The organism is Pseudomonas sp. Irchel s3f19 (assembly GCF_900187555.1).
GTDB lineage: Bacteria > Pseudomonadota > Gammaproteobacteria > Pseudomonadales > Pseudomonadaceae > Aquipseudomonas > Aquipseudomonas capeferrum.
Genome location: NZ_FYDW01000002.1, coordinates 724,461 through 748,909, shown reverse-complemented (window position 1 = coordinate 748,909; position 24,449 = coordinate 724,461). Strand labels below are relative to the sequence as shown.

The following is a 24,449-nucleotide window of genomic DNA, read 5'->3' as shown; positions in this document are numbered from 1 at the left end:
TTGGGCAGGCGGACTCAATAGTTTAAAAAATCACCAGCCAATAGGGAAGCGATGTTTTGCCGGGTGCGGATCATAGCGCTCCCTGTGGTAACGGCTTTGCCCGCCAAAGGGCCGCAACAGACACCCTGATCTTGTATCTCACAACATCGCGCCGCGCAACCGTGGGGTCAGTTCTTCGAACAGCGTCTGCACCGAGCGCAATGCCCGGCAATCGGGCCGGGTCAGCAGCCACAGCTGGGTGTCGCAACCGGCCAGCGGCCCGCTCAGCGCATCGACGCCTGGCAAGGCGTGCACCATGTAATCGGGTAACGCCGCCACGCCCAACCCGGTGCTGACCAGCTGCGCGATGGTCGACATGCCGCTGCACTGGTAACGCGGGCTCAGCCCGGGGTATTGCTGGTTGCGCCAGACCACGGTGGGGTGGTCCTGCATCGAATCGTCCGGTGCGATCCACGGCACGCTGTTGGCCGCCTCGTTCAGGCGCTCGCGCCACTGCGGCTGGCCGCAGATCACATAGGAAGTCGAACCCAGGCAGCGGCCGACCAGATGCTCCGGTGGCGTGTTGGTCAGGCGCAGGGCAATGTCGGCATCGCGCCGGCTGAGGTTGGCGAAGGTATTGGAAGTGCCCATTTCCAGCGACAAGGCCGGGTAGTTGGGCATGAATTCGGCCAATGCCGGCAACAGCAGGCTGTGCATCACTGCCTCGGTGCACGTCAGACGAACGGTACCGCTGACTACCTGCTCGCCACTGGTCATGGCGATGCGTGCGGCCTCCAGCGCCTGCTCGGCGCGCTCGGCCTGCTCCGCCAAGGCCTGCGCCGTGTCGGTCGGCAGGTAGCCTTTACGGCTCTTGACGAACAGTGCCGTGCCCAGTGCCGACTCCAGCCGGCGGATCGAACGGAACACCGTCGAAACATCGACTTTGAGCAGTTCGGCAGCCTTTGCCAGGGAGCGGCCACGTTCCAGGGCCAGGACCAGGGAGAGGTCGGCATGGGTAATCTGATATTGCATTGGTGCACGCTCTGCTTGCCGAAATGCCAATGTCTGTTGCGTTGAGGCCATTTTATAGTGGAACCGCCCCTGGGAATCAATGCGCCCGGTCGGGCCACCAATCCCCACGATGGGAAAGTGAAAAAAACAACAGCTGCAACCATCGTCGCCCGTGAGGCGCCAGCCGTATCCCCACATCGCCGCAGCAAATCAAAGGATGTACACCATGACGTCGGTCACTCCGTGCGCCAGTTCTTCCAGCGAGATGAAAGACTTCCTCCAGGCCCATCCAGACACTCAGTACGTCGATCTGCTGATCTCCGACATGAACGGCGTGGTACGTGGCAAGCGCATCGAGCGGGCCAGCCTGCACAAGGTGTACGAGAAAGGCATCAACCTGCCGGCGTCCCTGTTTGCCCTCGACATCAACGGCTCGACCGTTGAAAGCACGGGCCTGGGCCTGGATATCGGCGATGCCGACCGCATCTGTTACCCCATCCCCGGCTCGCTGTGCAACGAGCCGTGGCAGAAACGCCCCACCGCGCAGTTGCTGATGACCATGCACGAAATCGAAGGCCAGCCGTTCTTCGCCGACCCGCGCGAAGTGCTGCGCCAGGTGGTGAGCAAGTTCGATGACCTGGGCCTGGATATCTGTGCCGCATTCGAACTCGAGTTCTACCTGATCGACCAGGACAACCTCAACGGCCGCCCACAGCCGCCGCGCTCGCCGATTTCCGGCAAGCGCCCGCAGTCGACCCAGGTGTACCTGATCGACGACCTCGACGAATATGCCGACTGCCTGCAAGACATGCTCGAAGCGGCCAAGGAGCAGGACCTGCCTGCCGACGCCATCGTCAAGGAAAGCGCCCCGGCGCAGTTCGAGGTCAACCTGCACCACGTTGCCGACCCGCTGAAGGCCTGCGACTACGCGATCCTGCTCAAGCGCCTGATCAAGAACGTTGCCTACGACCATGAAATGGACACCACCTTCATGGCCAAGCCCTACCCAGGGCAGGCGGGCAACGGCCTGCACGTGCATATCTCGCTGCTGGACAAGAAAACCGGCAAGAACATCTTCGCCAACACCGACCCGCTGCAAAGCGACGAGCTGCGCCACGCCATCGGTGGCGTGCTGGAGACGATGCCGGCGTCGATGGCCTTCCTCTGCCCGAACGTCAACTCCTACCGCCGCTTCGGCGCGCAGTTCTACGTCCCCAATGCGCCAAGCTGGGGCCTGGACAACCGCACCGTGGCGGTTCGTGTGCCGACCGACAGCAGCGAAAACGTGCGCATCGAGCACCGCGTGGCCGGTGCCGACGCCAACCCGTACCTGATGCTCGCGGCCATTCTCGCCGGCATTCACCACGGCCTGACCAACAAGGTCGAGCCGGGCGAGCCGATCGAGGGCAATTCGTACGAGCAGCTGGAGCAGACGCTGCCGAACAACCTGCGCGATGCCCTGCGTGCGCTGGATGACAGCGAAGTGCTCAACCAATACATCAGCCCGGACTACATCGATATCTTCGTCGCCTGCAAGGAAAGCGAGCTGGCAGAGTTTGAAGTGTCGATCTCCGACCTCGAGTACAACTGGTACCTGCACACGGTGTAAGCCCATGAGCGCAAATGCGGTCCCTTTGATCGGTATCAGCGCCTGCCGCCAGCAGGTGGGGAAGAACTCGTCGCACACGGTGGGCGACAAGTATGTCGAGGCGGCCGGCTTTGCCGGGCTGCCGGTGATTCTGCCGGCTCGCGACGGGGGCAGTGATACCCCTGGGTTGCTGGCCCGGCTCGACGGCATTCTTTTTACCGGCTCGCCTTCAAATATCGAGCCGCATCATTACAATGGCGCCCCCAGCGCGGAGGGTACCCGGCATGATCGCGCGCGCGATCGCCTGACCTTGCCGCTGCTGCAGGCAGCGATTGCCGCCGGTGTGCCGGTGTTTTGCATCTGCCGTGGTTTCCAGGAATTGAACGTGGCCCTTGGCGGCACCCTGCACCAGCGTGTGCAAGCGCTGCCTGGCTACCTCGACCACCGCGAACCTGAGGACGCACCCCTGGAGGTGCAATACGGCCCTCGTCACCCTGTCGGCATCGAGCCTGGCGGGTTGTTCGAGCGCCTGGGCCTGGCTGCGCAATTCGAGGTCAACTCGTTGCACAGCCAGGGCATCGATCGCCTGGCCCCCGGGCTGCGCGTCGAGGCACGGGCCCCGGATGGCCTGATCGAAGCGGTGTCGATGCCGGATGCGCCGGGCTTCGTGCTTGGTGTGCAGTGGCACCCTGAATGGCGTTTCGCCGAAAACCCGGTCTCCCTGCGCCTTTTCCAGGCGTTTCGCGAGGCCTGTATTGCCCATGCTGCACGGGAGGGTGTGCGCCACAAGGCATGCTGACGTCAGCCGAAAGTCTCGGATGACTCACCCCCGCTGCAAGCTTTCAATGAGTGAAAGCGGGCCTTGCGCGCAAGGCCTGTGAAAACAATTCCAAAATTTACGGCAAATACTCATGAGCGATTACACAGAAGCCGGCCGCCCACCCGATGTGGCGGCCGACGCGGGCAACACCCAGCGCAGCAAGGGCTTGGCCAAAGGTCGCCTGGGCTTGCTGGCCAGCGTGGTGCTGGGCATTTCCACCATCGCCCCGGTCTATACCCTGACCGGCGCGCTTGGCCCTACCGTGCGAGAGGTGGGTGCCCACCTGCCAGCGGTATTCATCGTCGGCTTCCTGCCGATGCTGCTGGTCGCCCTCGGCTATCGCGAGTTGAACTCGGCAGAGCCGGACAGCGGCACTTCGTTCACCTGGTCGGCGCGTGCCTTCGGCCCGATGATCGGCTGGATCGGTGGCTGGGGGCTGGTGGTCGCCACCACCATCGTGCTGTCGAACCTGGCGGGCGTGGCGGTCGATTTCTTCTATCTGTTCCTCGGTCAGATCACGGGCAACCATGGCCTGGCTGCCTTGGCAGACAACCTGCTGATCAATATCGCCACTTGCTGCGTGTTCATTGCCCTGGCGGTGTGGATCTGTTGTCGCGGCATAGCCACCACCATGACGGTGCAGTATGGCCTGGTGGCCCTGCAGTTGCTGGTGCTGATCGGCTTTGCCTTCGCTGCCTTCGGGGGCACCACCGCGCCGCCACCGCTGGCGTTCGATTTCGCCTGGTTCAACCCGTTCGGCGTCGAGTCGTTCTCGGCGTTTGCCGCAGGGCTGTCGTTGTCGATCTTCATCTTCTGGGGCTGGGACACGTGCCTGACCGTCAGCGAAGAGTCGGTGGGCAGCGAAGAGGTGCCGGGCAAGGCCGCCACCTGGACGGTGATGTTGATCCTCGGCCTGTACCTGTTCACCGCCATCGCCACACTGCAGTTTGCCGGTATCAGCGAAACGGGCCTGGGCCTGAACAACCCGCGCATCCAGGAGAACGTCTTTGCCCACCTGGCCGGCCCGGTCATGGGGCCGCTGGCGATCCTGATGTCCATCGCCGTGCTGGCCAGCACCGCAGCGTCGCTGCAGTCGACCTTCGTGGCGCCGGCGCGCACCCTGTTGGCCATGGGTTACTACGGTGCGGTACCGCAGAAGTTCGCCAGTGTCTGCCCGCGCTCGCAAACGCCGCGCTACGCCACCATCTGCGCAGGCCTTGCCGCTGGCCTGTTCTACGTGACCATGCGTACCCTGAGCGAGAACGTGCTGGCGGATACCATCACTGCCCTGGGCATGATGATCTGCTTCTACTATTCGCTGACCGCGTTTGCCTGCGTCTGGTATTTCCGCGGCAGCCTGTTCGACAGCCTGCGCCATTTCATCATGCGTGGCCTGTGCCCGCTGGTAGGTGGGGTGATCTTGTCGGTGATCTTCGCGCGTACCGCTATCGACAGCGCCTCACCAGACTTCGGCAGCGGCTCGCATGTGGGCGGGTTGGGGCTGGTGTTCGTGATTGCCGCGATCATTTCGGTGCTCGGCATCGGGCTGATGATGCTGTCGCGCCTGCGGGCGCCGGCGTACTTCCTGGGGGCTACCTTGCGTCAGCAGGCGACGCTGCCACTGCAGGACTAAGCAAATGGGGCCGCTAAGCGGCCCCATTCGTTTTCTAACCGACCAACTGCTTCAGCAATGCGCCGTTGCGCTGTTGCTGCTTCTTGAGCAGCAACCGGTTGGCAACGAACACCGCCTTCAACTCCGCCAGCGCGACGCCGAAGTCATCATTGATGATCAGGTAATCGTACTCGTCGTAATGCTCCATCTCGCTGACCGCTTCCTTCATGCGCCCGGCGATGATCGCCTCGCTGTCCTGGCCACGGCCATCCAGCCGCTGACGCAGGGCTTCCTGGCTCGGCGGCAGGATGAACACCGACAGTGCCTCGGGCATCAGTTTGCGCACCTGCTGAGCACCCTGCCAGTCGATCTCCAGGATCAGGTCGTAACCCTGGTCGAGGGTGTGCTGCAGCGCGCTGCGCGAGGTGCCGTAGAAGTTGCCGAACACCTCGGCATGCTCGAGGAAGTCGCCTTGCTCGATCAGCGCCTTGAATGTTTCGTGCACGACGAAGTGGTAGTTCACCCCGTGCTGCTCGCCCGGGCGCATGGCGCGGGTGGTGTGCGAAACCGAGACGCGGATTTGCGGGTCGTCCTGGGTCAGGGCAGTGACCAGGCTGGTCTTGCCGGCACCCGAGGGTGCCGAAACGATGTAGAGGGTGCCGCTGCTGTGATTCATGGTCGGGGTGGCCTTACTCGATGTTCTGTACTTGTTCACGCATCTGTTCGATCAATACCTTGAGGTTGACCGCCGCTTGCGTGCTGCGCGGGTCGAAAGCCTTGGAGCCTAGGGTATTGGCCTCGCGGTTGAGTTCCTGCATCAGGAAGTCCAGGCGCCGGCCAGCTGCACCGCCCGACTTGAGCACGCGACGCACTTCGGTGACGTGGGTGCTGAGGCGGTCGAGCTCTTCGGCGACGTCGCTCTTCTGCGCCAGCAGCACCATCTCTTGCTCCAGGCGCTGCGGGTCGAGTTCGGCCTGCATGTCGCCGAAGCGGTCGAGGATCTTCTGCCGCTGGGCGGCCAGCATCTGCGGCACCAGGGCGCGCAGGGTGGTGACCTCGCTGGCCATGTTGTCCAGGCGCTCGTTGATCAGCCGGGCCAGCTCCTGGCCTTCACGCAGGCGCCCGGCCTTGAGCTCGGCCAGCGCTTCGTCGAACAGCGCCATGGCTTCGGCGTTCAGGGCCTGGGGGTCGCTGGCGTCAGCGACCAGTACACCCGGCCACGACAGCACTTCCAGCGGGTTCAGCGGTGCCGGTTGCTTGATCAGGCCTGCGACCTCTTCGGCGGCGGCGACCAGTTGCGCCGCGCGCTCGCGGTCGACCTTGAGCGGCTTGCCGGTGCTGTCTTCGTTGAGGCGCAAGGTGCATTCCACCTTGCCACGCGACAGCCCTTGGCGCAGGCCTTCACGGACTGCGCCTTCGAGGTCGCGCAGGGCCTCGGCCAGGCGCAGGTGCGGTTCCAGGTAGCGGTGGTTGACCGAGCGCAGTTCCCAGACCAGGGTGCCTTGGCTGCCGGCGCGCTCGACACGAGCAAAAGCGGTCATGCTGTGCACCATGGGGAGTACCTCGCGTAGATGAATGAACGGGGGGAGCCTCTCGGCTGCAAGGCGCAGGATTGTAGCGCAGTGGGGGCTCGGCGCCCAATCCAGCCATGTTACAGAGCTGGAAATGAACAATGGGAAAAGGCGACAGGCCGTCAGGGCAGCGACAATAGGCATGTCCTCCCGGGGCCGTGAGCTCTATAATGCTCGGCAGATTCAAGTCCCAGTACAGGTATCCCAGATGAAACGTCCAAGTGGTCGCGCCGCCGATCAGCTCCGCTCGATCCGCATCACCCGCAACTACACCAAGCACGCCGAAGGGTCGGTACTGGTCGAGTTCGGTGACACCAAGGTCATCTGCACGGTCAGCGTGGAGAATGGTGTTCCCCGCTTCCTCAAAGGCCAGGGCCAAGGCTGGCTGACAGCCGAATACGGCATGCTGCCGCGCTCCACCGGCGAGCGTAACCAGCGCGAAGCCAGCCGTGGCAAGCAGGGTGGCCGCACCCTGGAAATCCAGCGCCTGATCGGCCGCTCGCTGCGCGCCGCACTGGACATGAGCAAGCTGGGTGACATTACCCTGTACATCGACTGCGACGTGATCCAGGCCGACGGTGGCACCCGCACCGCGTCGATCACCGGTGCCATGGTCGCCCTGTGCGACGCCCTGGCGGTGATCAAGAAGCGTGGCGGCCTCAAGGCCGGCAACCCGCTCAAGCACATGATCGCTGCGGTTTCCGTGGGCATGTACCAGGGCGCTGCAGTGCTCGACCTGGATTACCTGGAAGACTCCGCCGCCGAGACCGACCTGAACGTGGTCATGACCAGCGCCGGTGGTTTCATCGAAGTACAGGGCACCGCAGAAGGCGCGCCGTTCCAGCCTGAAGACTTGAATGCCATGCTCGCCGTGGCGCAGAAGGGCATGAACGAGATCTTCGAACTGCAGCAGGCTGCCTTGGCCGACTGACTGTTTCTGTAGATACGAAAAAGCCGACATTGATGTCGGCTTTTTCGTATCTGAATACAACTCAGATGGTCAACGTCCAGTCATAGTCCACGATCAGCGGCGCATGCTGCGAGAAGCGCGGCTGACGCGGCAGGCGGGCGTTACGCACGAAGCGGCGCAGGCCCGGGGTGAGGATCTGGTAGTCGAACCGGTAGCCCAGGTTGAGCATCTCGGCCTGTTCGTTGTCCGGCCACCAGCTGTACTGGTCGCCTTCACGGCTGACTTCACGCAGGGCATCCACGTAGCCCATCTCGCCGGTGATCGCGTCCATCCAGGCACGCTCCGGCGCCAGGAAGCCAGGCGTTTGCTGGCTGTCGCGCCAGTTCTTGATGTCGAGCTTCTGCTGCGCCACGTAGAACGAGCCGCAATAGATGTACTCGCGCCGCTTGCGCCGCTGTTTATCCAGGTACTTGGCGAAGTCGTCCATCAACTTGAACTTCTGGTTCAAGTCTTCGTCGCCGTTCATGCCCGAAGGCAGCAGCAGGCTGGCAATACTGACTTTGTCGAAATCTGCTTGCAGGTAACGCCCGTAACGGTCGGCTGTCTCGAAGCCCAGGCCGGTGATGACTGCCTTGGGCTGCATGCGCGAGTAAAGGGCCACGCCACCTTGGGCGGGCACCTCCGCGTCGCAGGCATAAAGGAAATAGCCATCGAGCTGGAAAGCTGGGTCGTCGAGTTCAAAGGCCGAGGCGCGGGTATCCTGAAGGCAGATGACGTCGGCATTCTGGGCTTGTAGCCAGCTGAGCAATCCACGCTCGGCCGCAGCCTGAATGCCATTTACGTTCACACTGATGATCCGCATAAATGGCCCCAAAAATCTCGTGCGTGTATGATACCCGAGCTCAACTCATTTAGCTAAATCCGTGGTGTCCGGGACTTTCCATGCAGCCGTATCAGCGCGACTTCATTCGTTTTGCCATCGACCGCGGCGTTCTGCGCTTCGGTGAATTCACCCTGAAATCGGGGCGTACCAGCCCGTACTTCTTCAATGCCGGCCTGTTCAACACAGGTTCTGCATTGGCGCAGTTGGGGCGTTGCTACGCCGCAGCCATCGTCGACAGCAAGATCCCCTTCGATGTGCTGTTCGGCCCGGCTTACAAGGGTATCCCCCTGGCGGCGACTACCGCCGTGGCCCTTGCCGACCAGCATCAGCTCGATGTGCCGTGGTGCTTCAACCGTAAAGAAGCCAAGGATCACGGCGAAGGCGGCAGTCTGGTAGGCGCACCCTTGGCCGGTGAGGTACTGATCATCGACGACGTGATCACCGCCGGCACCGCCATCCGCGAGGTCATGCAGATCATCAATGCCCAGCAGGCCAAGGCCGCTGGCGTACTGATCGCCCTGAACCGCGAAGAACGCGGCAATGGCGAGCTTTCGGCAATCCAGGAAGTGGAGCGTGACTTCGGTATCCCGGTGGTCAGCATCGTTTCGCTGACCCAGGTGCTGGAGTTCCTGGCGGACGACCCGCAGCTCAAGCAGCACCTGCCGGCAGTCGAGGCCTATCGGGCGCAGTACGGCATCTGAAAAAGCGCCGTGTTCAGGCGGCAGTAAGGCCGCCTGACGTTGCTATACCGAAGGCTGACCCTGCACGTGTACGGGGCCAAGTTTATGCTGATATGATGAGACGAATTCTCATTCACATCTGTAGCCTCCCGTGCAGCACACTTCTTCGGCAAACCACCCTCGGCATCAGGCCATCGACCAGCTCTACAGTCACCACCACGGCTGGCTGCAGGGCTGGCTGCGCAAGCGCTTGGGCAGCGCCGCCGATGCGGCGGATCTGGCCCAGGACACGTTCGTGCGGCTGCTCTGCAGAGCGCCGGGCGAGCCGCTGAACTGCACGACACCGCGCGCCTATCTGGCCACCATCGCCAATCGCCTGGCCCTCAACTTCTACCGTCGCCGCTCGCTGGAGCAGGCCTACCTGGCCGCGCTGGCGCAAACGCCAGAAGACCTCGCTCCGTCGCTGGAACAACAAGCGCTGGTGCTCGAAGCCCTCGACGAAATCGACCAGGTCCTTGCCCTGTTGCCCGCCAAAGCCCGCCAGGCGTTCCTGATGGCGCAGCTGGAGGGTTATACCCAGGAAGAGATCGCCAACCGCCTCAATCTCAGCGTGCGCTCGGTGCAGCGCCACCTTGCGCGGGCCTTTGAAGAGTGCATCGTGCTCGCCAGCCAGGGCGCGCAGCATGAGTGATACGCCCATCGACCGCCGCATCGCCCGTGAAGCGGCCCAATGGTTTGTACGCTTGCAGAACAGCAGCGCCGGCGCCGCCGAGCATGCCGCCGGCGCCGAGTGGCGGGCGCGGCACGTGGATCACGAACGGGCCTGGCAACTGGCCGAAAGGTTTGGCGGTCGAGCCCAGCAGCTTGCCGGCAGTGCCGGGCGGGTGGCGCTGGAGCGCCCACGCAGCCTGGAGCGGCGGCAGGTGCTCAAGACCCTGGCGTTGCTGATCGCCGCCGCCCCCGTAGGCCTCGCGACATACCGCGGGCTGCCGTGGCGCGAGTGGCAGGCGGACGAGCGCACGGCCACGGGGGAGCAACGCTCCCTGCAGTTGCCCGATGGCGGGCAGATTCGCCTGAACACCGGCAGCGCCGTGGATATCGCCTATGACGAGCATGTTCGACGCGTGCGCCTCATCGCCGGCGAGATGCTCGTCGAAGTACCCCATGAGCATGCCGGGCGGCCGTTCATCGTCGATACCGCCGAAGCGGAAATTGCCCTGCTCGGCAGCCGCTTTGTGCTGCGTCAGTACCCGCACAGCACTTACCTTGCCGCCCTGGAGGGCGCTGCCCGGGTGCGCCCGCGGCGGTCACCGGGCGATGAGGGCCTGATGCTCCTGGCGGCCGGCTTGCAGACGCACGTCAACAGCCGGGCTGCGCAGCCGCCCATGGCGCTGGCGCAAGATCGTCTCGATTGGTTGAGCCAGGTGCTGCGCGCAGAAAAGATGCGCCTCGATGACTTCATCAACGAGCTCGGCCGCTATCGACCTGGCCTGCTGCGCTGCGATCCGGCAGTGGCCGGGCTGCTGATTTCCGGCGCCTTCCAGTTGCGCGACACCGATCAGGTTCTTCGCGCCCTGAGCCAGACCCTGCCGGTGAACGTGCTCTACCGCACGCCCTACTGGGTCACCCTCACCGCGCGTGCGAACGTGTGAACAGAATGCGTGTCGTGTTTTCCTCAAGCTGCGTGTCCCTCCCATAAACACATCACTTTTACAGGGCAGGGGCGAACACATGGCGACGACGCAGGGCATTCAACCACTGGCGCGGGCAGTACACGCTGCCGCACTGGGTCTGATCATCGCGGGCGGCGGCCTGGCTGCGGCATCGCTGCAGGCCGCCGAGCAAGGCGCGCGGCAGAACCGTGCCTATCAGGTGCCGGCCGGTAACCTCAGCAGTGCCCTCTCTGACTTCGCCAGCCAGGCAGGCATCACCCTGCCCATCGAGCCGGGCCTGGTGGAGGGGTTGCGCAGCCCTGGCCTGAATGCCGCCACCAGCGTGCAGGGCGGCCTGCAGCAATTGCTGCAAGGCACCGGTCTGCAAGCCTCGCCGCAAGGTAATGGCCTTTACCTGCTGACGCCGCAGGCAACGGCTGGCACAGGCCTGGAGCTGAGCGCGACCAACATTACCGGCCAAGGCCTGGCGGCGACTACCGAGCACAGCGGCTCCTATACCACCGGGGCCATGCAGACGGCCACCAAACTGCCCTTGAGCCTGCGCGAAACGCCGCAGTCGGTCAGTGTGGTCACGCGCAAGCGTATGGACGACAAGGCCATGAACAGCATCAGCGATGTGGTCAAAAGTGCGCCGGGCATTTTTCTCAGTAACTCCGGCGGTGCAGGGCGGCCCTCGTTCAGCGCCCGCGGTTTCAACGTCGACAGCATCATGTACGACGGTTTTCCCACCAGCTTCCTGACCTACCTGCCCAGCGGGGAAGCCAACCTGGCCATGTATGACCGGGTGGAGATCGTGCGCGGTGCCACCGGGCTGGCCCAGGGCGCCGGCAACCCCGGTGGCGCCATCAACCTGGTGCGCAAGCGCCCGACTCACCAATTTCAGGCCACGCTCACCGGCAGTGCCGGTAGCTGGGACGATTACACCGGCACGCTGGACGTCGGCGGTCCGCTCAATGAAAGCGGCACCCTGCGCGCACGTACCGTGGTCTCGCGGCAGGACGCCAAGAGCTTCCGTGACGCGGTGGAGAGTGACCATGAGCTGTTCTACGGCGTGGTCGACGCCGACCTGAGCGAAAGCACCACCCTGACGCTCGGTGCCTACCGGCAGAAGAACCACACCAACTATATCTGGGGCGGGTTGCCCATGGCCCGTGGCGGTGGCCATCTGGGGCTGCCGCGCGACACCTTCCTCGGCCATGACTGGGAGTATTCGGACGATCGCACCACCGGCTATTTCGCCACCCTGGAGCACGGCTTCGCCAACGACTGGTCGCTGCGCCTGGCAGCCATGCAGTCGAAGACCGACACCGATGTACTGGCCTCTTCGGTCTGGGAATACGATCGCCATTACCTGTGGACAGAGGCCATGGAACAGAAGGAAACCGGCTATGACCTGGCGCTCAGCGGCCCCTTCCAGTTGCTCGGTCAACAGCATGACGTGACCCTGGGCGTCAGCAAGCGCCAGCTGGATTACCGCTCTGGCAAGGCCTGGAGCGCCTACATCGACGCTGGCATCAATCCCTTCGAGTGGAACCCTCGTGGGCATGCCAAGCCCGATTACGTCACTGGCCCTAACGGCCTTCCCGAAACCACCACCCAGGACAGCGTCTATGCCAGCACCCGGTTGCGCTTGAGCGAGCCGCTGTCGTTGATTCTCGGCGGCCGCGTCGACTGGTACGCGTTCGACGACAGCAAAAGCAGTGAGAACAACTACAAGATCACGCGCAACCTGACCCGCTATGCCGGCCTGGTCTACGACCTGGACACCCACCACTCGGTCTACGCAAGCTACACCGATATCTTCAAGCCGCAGACCAGCAAAGGCCTGGACAGCAAAGTGCTTGACCCGGTAATGGGTGAGAACTACGAAGTGGGTATCAAGGGCGAGTACTTTGGTGGTGCGCTGAACGCCAGCATAGCGGTGTTTCAGATCGACCAGAAAAACCGTGCCCAGGAGCTGCCTGACGCCAAAGGTTGCGGGGCGGGCCCCGCCAGCGCCTGCTACGAGGCTGCCGGGCTGGTCCGCAGCAAGGGCATCGACCTTGAAATCCAGGGCGCCCTGACGGACAACTGGCAGCTGGCCGCCGGCTACACCTACACCCAGACGAAATACGTCAGCGACGCCAACAAAGCCCGGGAGGGCGAGGACTTCGACCGCACCAAACCGCGCCAGCTGTTCAAGCTGTCGACGATCTACACCCTGCCGGGTGAGTTGCAGCGCTGGCGTGTGGGCGGTGACATCTACCAGCAGAGCCGCATCCGCACCTCGGGTGGTGCCGGCGCCACTGCCTGGCAAAACCAGCAGGGCTCGTACACCGTGGTCGGCCTGGTGGCAGGCTACCAGGCCAGCGAGCAACTGGACCTACAGGTCAACCTCAACAATCTGTTCGACCGTACCTACTACAGCAGTGTGGCCAATGGCGCCTACAGCCCGTACGACATCTACGGCGACCCGCGCAATGTGAAACTGACTGCCCGCTACAGCTTCTAGGCACCTGAGCGCACAAAAAAAGGCGACCTTTGCGGGTCGCCTTTTGGGTGCCTGCCTGAACTGGCCGCTTGATGAGTCAGCGTGGCTTGCGATTGGTGATCAACGTGCCCACACCGCTGTCGGTGAAGATCTCCAGCAGCACCGCATTGGGCACGCGGCCGTCGATGATGTGCGAGCTGTTCACGCCACCTTGCACCGCATCCAGTGCGCACTTGATCTTCGGCAGCATGCCGCCGTAGATGGTGCCGTCGGCGATCAGTTCGTTGACCTGCTCGGTGGTCAGGCCGGTCAGGACCTGGCCCTGCTTGTCCATCAGGCCGGCGATGTTGGTCAGCAGCATCAGCTTCTCGGCTTTCAGCGCCTCGGCCACCTTGCCTGCCACCAGGTCGGCGTTGATGTTGTACGACTCACCATTGGCACCGACGCCGATCGGCGCGATCACCGGGATGAAGTCGCCCTTGACGAGCATGTTCAGCAGGTCGGTGTTCACGCTCACGACTTCGCCGACATGGCCGATGTCGATGATTTCCGGGGTGGTCATCTCTGGCGTCTGGCGGCTTACGGTCAGCTTCTTGGCGCGGATCAGTTCCGCGTCCTTGCCGGTCAGGCCGATGGCGCTGCCGCCGTGGCGGTTGATCAGGTTGACGATATCCTTGTTGACCTGGCCACCCAGCACCATCTCCACCACGTCCATGGTCGCCGAGTCGGTGACGCGCATGCCGTCGATGAAGTGGCTTTCGATCGACAGGCGCTTGAGCAGGTCGCCGATCTGCGGGCCACCACCGTGGACCACCACCGGGTTGATGCCCACAGCCTTCATCAGCACGATGTCACGGGCGAAGCCGGTCTTGAGCTCCTCGCTCTCCATCGCGTTGCCGCCGTACTTGATCACCAGGGTCTTGCCGACAAAGCGGCGGATGTAAGGCAGTGCTTCGGACAAAACTTCGGCTACATGGGAAGCGGCATCGCGATCGAGGGTCATGCAGGGCTCCTGTAAGGAACAGATAGTCGGTCAGAACGGCAGTTGCAGCTCAGGGGCAACCCGCAGCAACTGGGCGCGGAAAACATCCTTGATACGTTGCAATTCGGCGTCGCTGTCGGCCTCGAAACGCAGCACCAGCACCGGTGTGGTGTTGGAGGCGCGTACCAGGCCCCAGCCGTGGTCGTAGTCGACCCGCACACCGTCGATGGTGGTCAGGTTGGCCGCGCCCCAGTCGGCGTCGCGTTGCAGTGCATCAATGATGCTGAATTTACCCTCGTCGGTCACATCAATATTGATTTCCGGCGTGGAAATATCGTTCGGGAACGCCGCGAACAGGCTTTCGGCGTCCTGGTCGGCCTTGCTGAGGATCTCCAGCAGGCGCGCGGCACTGTAGATGCCGTCGTCGAAACCGTACCAGCGCTCCTTGATGAAAATGTGCCCGCTCATCTCGCCAGCCAGCAACGAGCCAGTCTCTTTCATCTTCTTCTTGATCAGCGAATGGCCGGTCTTCCACATCAGCGCGCGGCCGCCATGCTGTTCGATCAGCGGGGTCAGGCGACGGGTGCATTTGACGTCGAAGATGATCTCGGCGCCCGGGTTGCGCGACAGCACGTCCTGGGCAAACAGCATCAGCAGGCGGTCGGGGTAGACGATGGTGCCGGTGTTGCTCACCACGCCCACGCGGTCGCCGTCGCCGTCGAAGGCCAGGCCGATGTCGGCACCGGTCTGCTTGACCTTGGCGATCAGGTCTTCGAGGTTTTCTGGTTTGCCAGGGTCTGGGTGGTGGTTGGGGAAGTTGCCGTCGACCTCGCAGAACAGCGGGACGACTTCGCAGCCGAGTGCTTCGATCAGTTGCGGGGCGATAACGCCGGCCGCGCCGTTGCCGCAGTCCACCACCACCTTGAGCTTTTTCGAAAGCTTCACGTCGGCGATGATCTGCTGGTAGTAGCGCTCGAGAATCTCGACCTTCTGCACGCTGCCTTCGGCACGGGTCAGGTCGTTGGTTTTCAGGCGGGTCAGCAGGGCTTGGATCTGTTCGTTGGCCAGGGTGTCACCGGCGATGACGATCTTGAAGCCGTTGTAGTCCGATGGGTTGTGGCTGCCAGTCAGCATCACACCCGATTTGCCGGCCAGCACGTTGGCGGCGTAATACAGCGCCGGGGTCGGCACCAGGCCGACGTCGCTGACCTGGCAACCGGCGTCGGCCAGGCCTTTGATCAACTGCTCGACCAGCATTGGGCCAGACAGGCGGCCATCGCGGCCGACAGCGATCTGTGGCTCGCCCTGGGCGAGGGTCTGGGCGCCGATGGCGCGGCCGATCCAGTAGGCGGTTTCGGCGTGGAGGGTTTTGCCGACCACGCCGCGAATGTCATAAGCGCGGAAAATGCTGTCCGGCAGTGCGGGGACCAGCTGGGCCATTTCGTTCATCTCTGGAAGCTCCATTAGTCAAAGGCTGTCTGGGCAGGCGCAAACTGAACGCTTGGACGGTGGTTTCGCCAGAGAGTTCGCCATCCTTGGCCTGAACGGTCAGCTGTCGGCTCAGTGGCTGCCGGAGTGGCCGAAGCCGCCAGTGCCACGCTGGCTTTCGTCGAAGGCCTCGACGATGTCGAAATGCGCCTGCACCACCGGCACCAGCACCAATTGGGCGATGCGCTCGCCAATGGCGATGGTGAATGGGGTGTTGCCGCGGTTCCAGCACGACACCATCAGCTCGCCCTGGTAGTCCGAGTCGATCAGGCCGACCAGGTTGCCCAGCACGATGCCGTGCTTATGGCCCAGGCCCGAGCGCGGCAGGATCATGGCCGCCAGGCCCGGGTCGCCGATGTAGATCGACAGGCCGGTGGGGATCAGCAGGGTCTGGCCTGGCTCGAGGACAGTGTCCTCCTTGAGCAGGGCGCGCAGGTCCAGCCCGGCGGAACCCGGGGTGGCGTACTGCGGCAGGGGGAATTCGGTGCCCAGGCGTGGGTCGAGGATCTTGGCTTGAAGAGCGTGCATGTAACTTATTGAACCTGGTTGAGCCGTTCGGCGATGAAGGCGACCAGTTGCCGGGCGATCTTGCCCTTGCTGGTCTGCGCAAAGAGGGTCTGGTGCTGCTGGCGATCGATCACGGTCAAGGCGTTTTCTTCGCTGTTGAAGCCGATGCTGGGGTTGGCCACATCATTGGCGACGATCAGGTCGAGGTTCTTGTCCTTGAGCTTGCGCGTGGCGTAATCGAGCAGGTGTTCGGTCTCGGCGGCGAAGCCGACACTGAACGGGCGGTCGCTACGGCCAGCAATGGTTGCAAGGATATCGGGATTGCGCACCATCTGCAGCAGCATGCCGTCGCCGGTCGTAGGATCTTTCTTGAGTTTTTGCGCAGCAACGACCTCTGGCCGGTAGTCCGCGACGGCCGCCGAGGCAATGAACAGGTCGCAGGGCATGGCCGCTTCACAGGCCGCAAGCATGTCGCGCGCGCTGACCACGTCGATCCGGTTGACCCGGTCGGGCGTGGGCAGGTGCACCGGGCCGGTGACGAGGGTCACCCGAGCACCGGCCTCGGCGGCCGCTTCGGCCAGGGCGAAGCCCATCTTCCCGGAGCTATGATTGGTGATGTAGCGCACCGGGTCGATGTTTTCCTGGGTCGGGCCGGCGGTGATCAGCACGTGTTTGCCGGTCAGCGTCTGGCGCTTGAAGCTTTCGGCGGCGCACCAGGCCAGGTCGGTGGCTTCCAGCATGCGGCCAAGGCCTACGTCGCCACAGGCCTGGCTGCCGGAAGCCGGGCCGAATACCTGGATGCCGCGGCTTTTGAGCAGGTCGAGATTGGTCTGGGTGGCCGGGTCGCGCCACATGGCCTGGTTCATGGCCGGGGCCACGGCAACGGTGGCGTCGGTGGCCAGTATCAGGGTGGTCAGCAGGTCGTCTGCCATGCCTTGGGCCATGCGCGCCATCAGGTCGGCAGTGGCGGGGGCGATGAGCACCAGGTCGGCCCACTTGGCCAGCTCGATATGGCCCATGGCCGCTTCGGCGGCGGGGTCGAGCAGGTCCATGTGCACCGGGTGGCCGGACAACGCCTGCAGGGTCAGCGGGGTGATGAACTCTGCACCGCCACGGGTCATGACGACGCGCACCTGCGCGCCGTGCTCCAGGAGTCGGCGGATCAGCTCGGCGCTTTTGTAGGCGGCAATGCCGCCACCGACGCCGAGAACGATGCGCTTGTGATACAGCCGCTGCATAGGCTTTTGCCTTTTTCCAGTGAAAGCGGGCGGCGACAAGAACTGCCTGCGGCAGAACGTCGCATGTACGAGGCGAACTAGATTAACACAGGGCCCAAACGTGCCGCAGCAGGACCAAGGAGCAGGGATGAGTATCAGGGAATGGCCGGCTGAAGAGCGGCCGAGGGAGAAGCTGCTGTCGCGTGGCGTAGCGGTGTTGTCGGATGCCGAGCTGGTGGCTGTGCTGCTGGGTTCGGGGGTTGCTGGGCGTAATGTGATGGACCTGGCGCGAGGGTTGCTGGTGCGCTTTGGTGGCCTGAGGCAGTTGCTCGATGCCGATCGCCAAGCCGTTTTGCGCGAGCCTGGCCTCGGCCCCGTGAAGTACGCCCAGTTGCAGGCCTTGCTGGAGATTGGCCGGCGTTACCTGGATGAGGGTATCGAGCGCACGCCTGCGCTGGAAAGCCCGGTGGCGGTGCGGCGTTACCTCAAGGCCATGCTGCGGCATGAGGCCAGTGAGGTGTTTGGGTGTTTGTTTCTGGATACCAAACATCGGCCGCTGGCGTTCGAAATCCTGTTCAGGGGCACGATCGACCGGGCCAGTATCTATCCGCGGGAAGTGGTGCGCCGGGCGTTGCTGCACAACGCGGCGGCATTGATCTTGTGCCACAACCATCCGTCGGGCAACAGCGAGCCAAGCCAGGATGATGTGCACATGACGCTAGCGCTCAAGCGAGCGCTAGGGCTGATCGATGTGCGAGTGCTGGACCACGTCATCGTGGGTGACGGCGAGCCGTTGTCGATGGTGGAACAGGGGTGGATCGTTGCCTAGGTGCTGCGGTGCATGTGCCGGCCTCTTCGCGGGTCAAGCCCGCTCCCACAGGTACTTCACTGTTCTCAAGGGCAGTGACATCCCGGTGGGAGCGGGCTTGACCCGCGAAGAGGTCGGCACAGGCAGTTGCACCCTCAGCGGGTCACCGAAACCTTGCTGAAATCCAACCGCCCGAACGGGCTCACCTGGTACCCCTCGACCCCCTGGCGCAGCAAGGTGGCCGCCGTGGGGTGCGCCAGCGGCACCCACAGTGCCTGCTGCTGGATCAACGTCTGCGCCTGCTGGTACAAGCGGCTGCGCACGCTCTGGTCGTTGGTGGTGCGGCCAGCATTGATCAACTGGTCAAGGCGGCTGTCGCAGAACCGCGCGAAGTTGGTCCCTGATTTCACTGCAGCACAGGAAAACTGCGGGCTGAGGAAGTTATCCGGGTCACCGTTGTCACCCGCCCAGCCCATGAACAGCAAATCATGCTCGCCGGCCTTGGCGCGGCGGATCAGCTCGCCCCATTCGATCACCCGGATCTCGGCCTTGATGCCGATCTTGCCCAGGTCGGCTTGCAGCATCTGCGCCCCAAGGCTGGGGTTGGGGTTGAGCAGGCTGCCCGACGGGCGGGTCCAGATCGTGGTGCTGAAGCCCTCTGGCAGGCCTGCTTTGGTCAGCAGGGCCTTGGCCTTTTTCAGGTCCATGGGGTAGCCAGGCAGGTCCTTGGCGTAGCTCCAGGTGTTGGGCGGGTAGGGGCCGTTGGCGGCCGTCGCGGTGCCTTCGAACACGGCCTTGAGGTAGGCCTGCTTGTCGAAGGCCAGGTTGATGGCCTGGCGCACCTCTGGCTTGTCCAGCGGCGGGTGTGCGCTGTTGATGGCGACGAAGGCGGTCATGAACGCCGGCGTGCTGGCGACCTGGAGGCTGCCATCCTTGCTGGCTTCAGCGATATCCAGCGGTTTGGGCGACAGGGCGACCTGGCATTCGTTGCGCTTGAGCTTCTGCAGGCGCACGTTGGCATCGGTGGTGATGGCGAAGATCAGCGGGTCGACGCCAGGCTTGCCAGCGAAGTAGTCGGGGTTGGCGCGGTAGCGCACCACGGCGTCCTTCTGGAAGCGCTGGAAGACGAACGGCCCGGTGCCGATCGGCTGGCTGTTGAGCTTTTCCGGGGTACCTGCCTTGAGCAGCTTGTCGGCATATTCGGCAGAATAGATCGAGGCAAAGCCCATGCTCAGGGTGGCCAGGAACGTGGCATCCGGGTGGGCCAGGGTGAAGCGCACGGTCTGCGGTTCAGGGGCGTCGATCGACTTGATCAGGTTGCCCAGTTGCAGCGATTGTGCGTGCGGGTAACCGCCCGGGGCGGTCTTGTGCCAGGCGTGGGCCGGGTAGAGCATGCGCTGGAAGCTGAACAGCACATCGTCGGCGTTCAGCGCGCGGGACGGTTTGAAGTAGGCAGTGGTGTGAAACTTCACGTCATCGCGCAGCTTGAAATCGTAGATCAGGCCGTCGGCCGACACCGTCCAGCTCGCCGCCAGGCTGGGCACTACCTTGCCCTGGGCCGCATCGAACTCCACCAGGCGGTTCATCAGCACGTCGGCCGAGGCGTTGGTGGTGGTCAGCGAGTTGTACTGGACCACGTCGAAACCTTCGGGGCTGGCTTCGCTGCAAACACTCAGCGCGGCTGCCTGGGTGACGCCTGCGGTAAACAGTGAGGTGAACAAGAGGGAAAGGGCGGCGGCACGCATCGTGACTCCTTGGCTGTCAGTGGCCCATCTGCCAGTGCAGTCTGGAAACGTCCTACCCTAGTGCGCCCGCCTGCAAATGACCACACCCTTTTTTACAAATTCGGCGACGAGTGGTCGACGCCTGACGGGGCCTGCCGCTATGCTGCCCCGGCGCACTCGGCGTCGTGTCAATATTCATCATATGTTGTTGCAGCCGAGTCTTTCTGGTATAAAGCAGCGCTCTTTTCTAGGGGCTCGGCCTGTCGCATCAGCGGATCCGGTCGATAAGACCTCCAGAATCACGGCGCCTGGCGCCAAAGACTGAGAGATTAAGCGGCCAACCCATGCCGGGTTGGGCATGTGGTTTTAGAGGGCTGAGTCATGTCGAGAGTCTGTCAAGTTACTGGTAAGGGTCCAGTAACCGGGAACAACATTTCCCACGCAAACAACAAAACCCGTCGTCGTTTCCTGCCGAACCTGCAGCACCACCGTTTCTGGGTTGAGTCCGAGAAGCGTTTCGTGCGTCTGCGTGTTTCCGCCAAGGGCATGCGTATCATCGACAAGCGCGGCATCGACGCCGTTCTGGTTGACATCCGTAAAGCTGGCGCCAAGGTTTAAGGGAGAACATCATGCGTGAATTGATCCGTCTGGTTTCGAGTGCCGGTACCGGCCACTTCTACACCACCGACAAGAACAAGCGCACCACCCCGGACAAAATCGAGATCAAGAAATATGATCCGGTTGTTCGTAAGCACGTGGTGTACAAGGAAGCCAAGATCAAGTAATTGATCGGCGACCTGAAAAAAAACCCGCATCCGAAAGGATGCGGGTTTTTTTATGGCCTTCGCTCGGTCAGCCGAAGCTGAACCCCTTAATCAGGCCGTTGGCATCGGTCCTGATGTGCACCCGGTTGATATCGTATTCGAGGGTGGACATCTCATTGGGGCCTACCACACGAGTGCGGCCGGTGAGTGCGCTGATGGTGGCTTTAACCCCAGGCTCGTAAGGCGTATCGACCAGATGGGCGAGGGCTTGCAAGGCTTCATCGTTGTTCATGCTTGGTATCCTTCTGAAGTAAATGGCCCGGTGTGGGCAGGGCCATCCTCACGCATGCCAGCTGGCCGGCTGTGTTACATAGTTATTTCTGCTCGAACATTACATAGATCTTGCGGCAAGGCTCCAGCACTTCCCAGGTGCCCTTGAAGCCTGCCGGGATGACGAACCGATCACCGGCACGCAGGGTCTTGGCGCCGCCGTCCTGGTCACGCAGCACCGAAACACCCAGCACGATCTCGCAGTACTCGTGTTCGGTGTAGTTGACCGTCCACTGGCCGACTTCACCTTCCCAGACGCCCGCGGCGAACTGGCCGCACGGGCTGGCGTAGTGGTTGTAGACGGCCTGGTCCGGCTCGCCTTTGAGGATTTTCTCTGCCGCCGGGCGGTAGCGTTCGGCCTCGGTAAGAACCTGGGCGAAGTCGATGATGCTGGCGATGCTCATGGTGCGGCTCCTGTTGTTGTTTAATAAAATGAACATCAGTAGGCGTTTAGGCCTTTCGTGTCAAATATATTGATAGTTTACACGGCCTGGTTTAGGGTATCGCTTGCCCGTGTGCGCTCGTCGCCCGGCCAGAATTTCTGACAACGCCAGTGAGTCCTCAGTGCGGCGTTGCACCTAAACAAGAGGAGGAGTTTCGTATGACCACCCTGACTCGTGCGGACTGGGAACAACGTGCCCAGCAACTGAAGATCGAAGGCCGTGCCTTCATCAACGGCGAATACACCGACGCCGCCTCCGGTGAAACCTTCGAGTGCCTGAGCCCGGTCGACGGACGCTTCCTGGCCAAGGTCGCCAGCTGCGACCTGGCCGACGCCAACCGTGCTGTCGAGAACGCCCGCGCCACCTTCGATTCCGGTGTCTGGTCGCGCCTGGCGCCGGCCAAGCGCAAAGCCAAGCTGATCCGCTTCGCCGACCTGCTGCGCAAGAACGTCGAAGAGCTGGCGCTGCTTGAAACCCTGGACATGGGCAAGCCGATCGGCGATTCCTCGAGCATCGACGTCCCAGGTGCGGCACAAGCCCTGCACTGGAATGCCGAAGCTATCGACAAGGTTTACGACGAAGTCGCGCCGACGCCGCATGACCAGCTCGGCCTGGTAACCCGTGAGCCGGTGGGTGTGGTCGGCGCCATCGTGCCGTGGAACTTCCCGCTGCTGATGGCATGCTGGAAGCTCGGCCCAGCCCTGGCCACCGGTAACTCGGTAGTCCTGAAGCCGTCCGAAAAATCGCCACTGACCGCCATCCGCATCGCCCAGCTGGCCATCGAAGCCGGCATCCCGGCCGGTGTGCTGAACGTGCTGCCAGGCTACGGCCACACAGTAGGCAAGGCCCTGGCCCTGCACATGGATGTCGACACGCTGGTGTTCACCGGTTCGACCAAGATCGCCAAGCAACTGATGATCTACGCTGGCGAATCGAACATGAAGCGTATCTGGCTGGAAGCCGGTGGCAAGAGCCCGAATATCGTCTTCGCCGACGCGCCAGACCTGCAAGCTGCCGCCGAAGCCGCCGCCAGCGCCATCGCCTTCAACCAGGGCGAAGTCTGCACCGCAGGCTCGCGCCTGCTGGTCGAGCGTTCGATCAAGGATACCTTCCTGCCTATGGTGGTCGAGGCCCTCAAAGGCTGGAAGCCTGGCAACCCACTGGACCCGCAGACCACCGTCGGCGCGCTGGTCGACACCCAGCAGATGAACACCGTGCTGTCGTACATCGACGCCGGCCACAAGGACGGCGCCAAACTGCTGGCTGGTGGCAAGCGCATCCTCGAAGAGACCGGCGGCACCTACGTCGAGCCGACCATCTTCGACGGCGTGACCAACGCCATGAAGATCGCCCAGGAAGAGATCTTTGGCCCAGTATTGTCGGTGATTACCTTCGACACTGCCGAAGAAGCCATCGCCATCGCCAACGACACGCCGTATGGCCTGGCCGCCGGCATCTGGACCTCGGACATCTCCAAGGCCCACAAGACCGCCCGTGCCGTGCGCGCTGGCAGTGTCTGGGTCAACCAGTACGACGGCGGCGACATGACCGCACCGTTCGGCGGCTTCAAGCAGTCGGGCAACGGCCGTGACAAGTCGCTGCATGCGCTGGAGAAGTACACCGAGCTGAAGGCGACCTGGATCAAGCTGTAAATCGCTGGGGCCGCGCTGCGGCCCATTCGCGGGGCAAGCCCGCTCCCACAGGCTCACCACTGATTTCAGAATCTCGGTGATGAGCTTGTGGGAGCGGGCTTGTTCCGCGAGTGGGCCCAAGAAAATCCAACAGGAAGAACACATGCGCTGGGGCACCTACTTCGCCGTACTGGCATCCGTACTCAGTGTCGGCCTGGCGCTCGGCGTGAGCATGCCGCTGGTGTCCCTGCGCCTGGACGGGTGGGGCTACGGCAGTTTTGCCATCGGCGTCATGGCCGCGATGCCTGCCTTGGGCGTATTGCTGGGCGCCAGCCTGGCCAGCCGCCTGGCCGGGTGGGTCGGCGTGCCCTCGGCGATGCGCCTGTGCCTGTGGGGCGGTGCGCTGTCGATCGGCCTGCTGGCGCTGCTGCCCAGCTACCCGCTCTGGCTGGCTCTGCGCCTGCTGATCGGCATGTCCCTGACCGTGGTGTTCATCCTTGGCGAAAGCTGGATCAACCAGCTGGTGGTCGAGCAATGGCGGGGCCGGCTGGTGGCGCTGTATGGCAGCAGCTATGCCTTGAGCCAACTGGCCGGGCCATTGGTGCTGGGCTTTCTCGGCTCGGACGACGATTTCGGTTTCTGGGCCGCGACCGGCTTGCTGTTGCTGGCACCCCTGGTGCTGTTGGGGCGCGGCGGGGCGCCTACCACCGAAGCGTACAGCGTCACTTTCCGCGACCTGTTCGCCTTCTGCCGGCGCCTGCCGGTGATCGCCTGGGCGATTGCCCTGTTCGCTTCGTTCGAGGCGATGATCCTGACCTTGCTGCCGGTCTACTGCCTGCAGCAAGGGTTCACTACCGAGATTGCACTGTTCATGGTGAGCACCGTGGTGGTGGGCGATGCGGTGCTGCAATTGCCCATCGGCGCATTGGCCGACCGCATGTCGCGGCGCACCCTGTTCAGCGGTTGTGCGGTGACCTTGCTGTGCTCAAGCCTGGCGATACCGCTGTTGCTGCACACGCCGGTGATCTGGCCGCTGTGGGTGCTGTTCGGGGCCAGTGCCGGTGGCCTGTTCACCTTGTCGCTGGTGTTGATCGGCGAGCGCTATCGGGATGATGCGCTGGTGCGGGCCAATGCCCACGTGGCGCAGTTGTGGGGCATTGGTTGCCTGCTTGGGCCGCTCTTGGCGGGGGCCGGGAGCCAGTGGATCAGCGGGCATGCGTTGCCGTTGCTGATGGCTGTGGGGGCGGCGGGGTTGGTGGTGTTGATTCGGCGGCGGGGGGCTTTCGAGCCGGCTTCGGCTTGAGCATGTATGGGGCCGCTTTGCGGCCCTTTCTGAACGGTCGGGCGGCGCCTAAAGG

At 63.3% G+C, this 24,449-nt stretch carries 23 protein-coding genes and 1 pseudogene; 13 read left to right on the top strand and 11 right to left on the bottom strand.

Annotation, left to right across the window (positions count from 1 at the left end; genetic code table 11):
* Positions 1-138: 138 nt before the first annotated feature.
* A complete protein-coding gene (locus CKW22_RS07275) occupies positions 139-1,011 on the bottom strand; it encodes a LysR family transcriptional regulator (RefSeq protein WP_033702318.1) in 873 nt (290 codons plus the stop codon).
* A 244-nt stretch (positions 1,012-1,255) separates the two neighbouring features.
* On the opposite strand from CKW22_RS07275, the gene CKW22_RS07270 reads away from it, so the two are divergent.
* The 3 genes from CKW22_RS07270 to CKW22_RS07260 all read left to right on the top strand — a co-directional run bounded on the left by CKW22_RS07270 (position 1,256) and on the right by CKW22_RS07260 (position 5,031).
* Positions 1,256-2,599, top strand: a complete 1,344-nt coding sequence (locus CKW22_RS07270) for a glutamine synthetase family protein (RefSeq protein ID WP_371856399.1) — start codon at positions 1,256-1,258, stop codon at positions 2,597-2,599.
* 4 nt (positions 2,600-2,603) lie between these two features.
* Positions 2,604-3,377 (top strand): gamma-glutamyl-gamma-aminobutyrate hydrolase family protein, encoded by a 774-nt coding sequence (locus tag CKW22_RS07265; protein ID WP_033702315.1) that lies wholly within the window; start codon positions 2,604-2,606, stop codon positions 3,375-3,377.
* Positions 3,378-3,489: 112 nt separating this feature from the next.
* On the top strand, positions 3,490-5,031 hold the full coding sequence (locus CKW22_RS07260; protein WP_033702314.1) for an APC family permease: 1,542 nt from the start codon (positions 3,490-3,492) through the stop codon (positions 5,029-5,031).
* Between the two features lie 34 nt (positions 5,032-5,065).
* On the opposite strand, the gene gmk is transcribed toward CKW22_RS07260, so the two are convergent.
* Together gmk and CKW22_RS07250 are read right to left on the bottom strand one after the other, a co-directional pair.
* Positions 5,066-5,686, bottom strand: a complete 621-nt coding sequence (gene gmk / locus CKW22_RS07255; RefSeq protein WP_047582551.1) for a guanylate kinase — start codon at positions 5,684-5,686, stop codon at positions 5,066-5,068.
* Between the two features lie 13 nt (positions 5,687-5,699).
* Positions 5,700-6,563: a YicC/YloC family endoribonuclease gene (locus tag CKW22_RS07250; RefSeq protein WP_033702312.1), complete on the bottom strand. Its 864-nt coding sequence runs from the start codon at positions 6,561-6,563 to the stop codon at positions 5,700-5,702.
* Positions 6,564-6,789: 226 nt separating this feature from the next.
* Between CKW22_RS07250 and rph the strand changes: the two genes are divergently transcribed.
* Entirely contained in the window at positions 6,790-7,512 is a 723-nt protein-coding gene (rph, locus tag CKW22_RS07245) for a ribonuclease PH (RefSeq protein WP_033702311.1), read from the top strand.
* Between the two features lie 61 nt (positions 7,513-7,573).
* Here rph and CKW22_RS07240 read toward each other — a convergent pair whose 3' ends face one another.
* Positions 7,574-8,353 carry an exodeoxyribonuclease III gene (locus CKW22_RS07240; RefSeq protein ID WP_033702309.1) on the bottom strand — a complete coding sequence of 260 codons (780 nt, stop codon included), beginning with the start codon at positions 8,351-8,353 and terminating at the stop codon, positions 7,574-7,576.
* Positions 8,354-8,433: 80 nt separating this feature from the next.
* Here CKW22_RS07240 and pyrE point away from each other — a divergent pair, with 80 nt between their 5' ends.
* The 4 genes from pyrE to CKW22_RS07220 all read left to right on the top strand — a co-directional run bounded on the left by pyrE (position 8,434) and on the right by CKW22_RS07220 (position 13,218).
* Positions 8,434-9,075, top strand: a complete 642-nt coding sequence (gene pyrE / locus CKW22_RS07235; protein ID WP_016394033.1) for an orotate phosphoribosyltransferase — start codon at positions 8,434-8,436, stop codon at positions 9,073-9,075.
* 130 nt (positions 9,076-9,205) lie between these two features.
* Positions 9,206-9,745: a sigma-70 family RNA polymerase sigma factor gene (locus tag CKW22_RS07230; RefSeq protein ID WP_052040640.1), complete on the top strand. Its 540-nt coding sequence runs from the start codon at positions 9,206-9,208 to the stop codon at positions 9,743-9,745.
* Positions 9,738-10,706, top strand: a complete 969-nt coding sequence (locus CKW22_RS07225) for a FecR domain-containing protein (protein WP_095063936.1) — start codon at positions 9,738-9,740, stop codon at positions 10,704-10,706. Before CKW22_RS07230 ends, CKW22_RS07225 begins: the two co-directional genes overlap by 8 nt.
* Positions 10,707-10,785: 79 nt before the next feature.
* Positions 10,786-13,218 carry a TonB-dependent siderophore receptor gene (locus CKW22_RS07220; RefSeq protein WP_095063935.1) on the top strand — a complete coding sequence of 811 codons (2,433 nt, stop codon included), beginning with the start codon at positions 10,786-10,788 and terminating at the stop codon, positions 13,216-13,218.
* A gap of 76 nt (positions 13,219-13,294) precedes the next feature.
* Here CKW22_RS07220 and argB read toward each other — a convergent pair whose 3' ends face one another.
* From argB to coaBC, 4 genes and pseudogenes are all read right to left on the bottom strand, one after another.
* Entirely contained in the window at positions 13,295-14,200 is a 906-nt protein-coding gene (gene argB / locus CKW22_RS07215) for an acetylglutamate kinase (RefSeq protein ID WP_027592158.1), read from the bottom strand.
* 30 nt (positions 14,201-14,230) lie between these two features.
* Positions 14,231-15,604 (bottom strand): annotated as a pseudogene (locus CKW22_RS07210) (phosphomannomutase/phosphoglucomutase); the annotation flags it as partial.
* Between the two features lie 135 nt (positions 15,605-15,739).
* Positions 15,740-16,195: a dUTP diphosphatase gene (dut, locus tag CKW22_RS07205; protein WP_027592160.1), complete on the bottom strand. Its 456-nt coding sequence runs from the start codon at positions 16,193-16,195 to the stop codon at positions 15,740-15,742.
* 5 nt (positions 16,196-16,200) lie between these two features.
* On the bottom strand, positions 16,201-17,412 hold the full coding sequence (gene coaBC, locus CKW22_RS07200) for a bifunctional phosphopantothenoylcysteine decarboxylase/phosphopantothenate--cysteine ligase CoaBC (protein ID WP_095063934.1): 1,212 nt from the start codon (positions 17,410-17,412) through the stop codon (positions 16,201-16,203).
* Positions 17,413-17,539: 127 nt separating this feature from the next.
* Between coaBC and radC the strand changes: the two genes are divergently transcribed.
* Complete coding sequence (radC, locus tag CKW22_RS07195; protein ID WP_033702300.1) at positions 17,540-18,220, top strand: DNA repair protein RadC; 681 nt, start codon at positions 17,540-17,542, stop codon at positions 18,218-18,220.
* 134 nt (positions 18,221-18,354) lie between these two features.
* On the opposite strand, the gene CKW22_RS07190 is transcribed toward radC, so the two are convergent.
* Entirely contained in the window at positions 18,355-19,944 is a 1,590-nt protein-coding gene (locus tag CKW22_RS07190; protein ID WP_033702297.1) for an ABC transporter substrate-binding protein, read from the bottom strand.
* Between the two features lie 360 nt (positions 19,945-20,304).
* On the opposite strand from CKW22_RS07190, the gene rpmB reads away from it, so the two are divergent.
* Together rpmB and rpmG are read left to right on the top strand one after the other, a co-directional pair.
* Positions 20,305-20,541, top strand: a complete 237-nt coding sequence (gene rpmB / locus CKW22_RS07185; RefSeq protein WP_003253504.1) for a 50S ribosomal protein L28 — start codon at positions 20,305-20,307, stop codon at positions 20,539-20,541.
* A gap of 11 nt (positions 20,542-20,552) precedes the next feature.
* On the top strand, positions 20,553-20,708 hold the full coding sequence (rpmG, locus tag CKW22_RS07180; protein WP_003253507.1) for a 50S ribosomal protein L33: 156 nt from the start codon (positions 20,553-20,555) through the stop codon (positions 20,706-20,708).
* Positions 20,709-20,775: 67 nt separating this feature from the next.
* On the opposite strand, the gene CKW22_RS07175 is transcribed toward rpmG, so the two are convergent.
* On the bottom strand, positions 20,776-20,979 hold the full coding sequence (locus CKW22_RS07175) for an I78 family peptidase inhibitor (RefSeq protein WP_033702296.1): 204 nt from the start codon (positions 20,977-20,979) through the stop codon (positions 20,776-20,778).
* Between the two features lie 82 nt (positions 20,980-21,061).
* Positions 21,062-21,421: a cupin domain-containing protein gene (locus tag CKW22_RS07170; RefSeq protein ID WP_033702294.1), complete on the bottom strand. Its 360-nt coding sequence runs from the start codon at positions 21,419-21,421 to the stop codon at positions 21,062-21,064.
* Between the two features lie 197 nt (positions 21,422-21,618).
* Between CKW22_RS07170 and CKW22_RS07165 the strand changes: the two genes are divergently transcribed.
* Together CKW22_RS07165 and CKW22_RS07160 are read left to right on the top strand one after the other, a co-directional pair.
* A complete protein-coding gene (locus CKW22_RS07165; protein WP_033702292.1) occupies positions 21,619-23,112 on the top strand; it encodes an aldehyde dehydrogenase in 1,494 nt (497 codons plus the stop codon).
* 142 nt (positions 23,113-23,254) lie between these two features.
* A complete protein-coding gene (locus CKW22_RS07160; RefSeq protein ID WP_095063933.1) occupies positions 23,255-24,394 on the top strand; it encodes an MFS transporter in 1,140 nt (379 codons plus the stop codon).
* Positions 24,395-24,449: the final 55 nt, after the last annotated feature.